General features: G+C 58.8%; 1 rRNA gene. It reads left to right on the forward strand.

From position 1 onward, the window contains the following. Window positions 1–2: 2 nt before the first annotated feature. Window positions 3–255: ribosomal RNA gene (locus RM572_RS29895) — 23S ribosomal RNA — on the forward strand; the annotation flags it as partial.

Below are 255 nucleotides of genomic sequence, written 5' to 3' on the forward strand. Positions count from 1 at the left end.
GCACAGCAAGCTTGCTTGCTGTGTCGTGACTGCGTGCCTTTTGAAGAATGAGCCTGCGAGTTTGCGGCATGTTGCGAGGTTAACCCGTGTGGGGGAGCCGTAGCGAAAGCGAGTCCGAAGAGGGCGACCTGAGTAGCGTGTTCAAGACCCGAAGCGGAGTGATCTAGCCATGGGCAGGGTGAAGCGGAGGTAAGACTTCGTGGAGGCCCGAACCCACCAGGGTTGAAAACCTGGGGGATGACCTGTGGTTAGGGG

It is taken from the genome of Streptomyces hazeniae (assembly GCF_031845485.1).
Taxonomy (GTDB): Bacteria; Actinomycetota; Actinomycetes; order Streptomycetales; family Streptomycetaceae; genus Streptomyces; species Streptomyces hazeniae.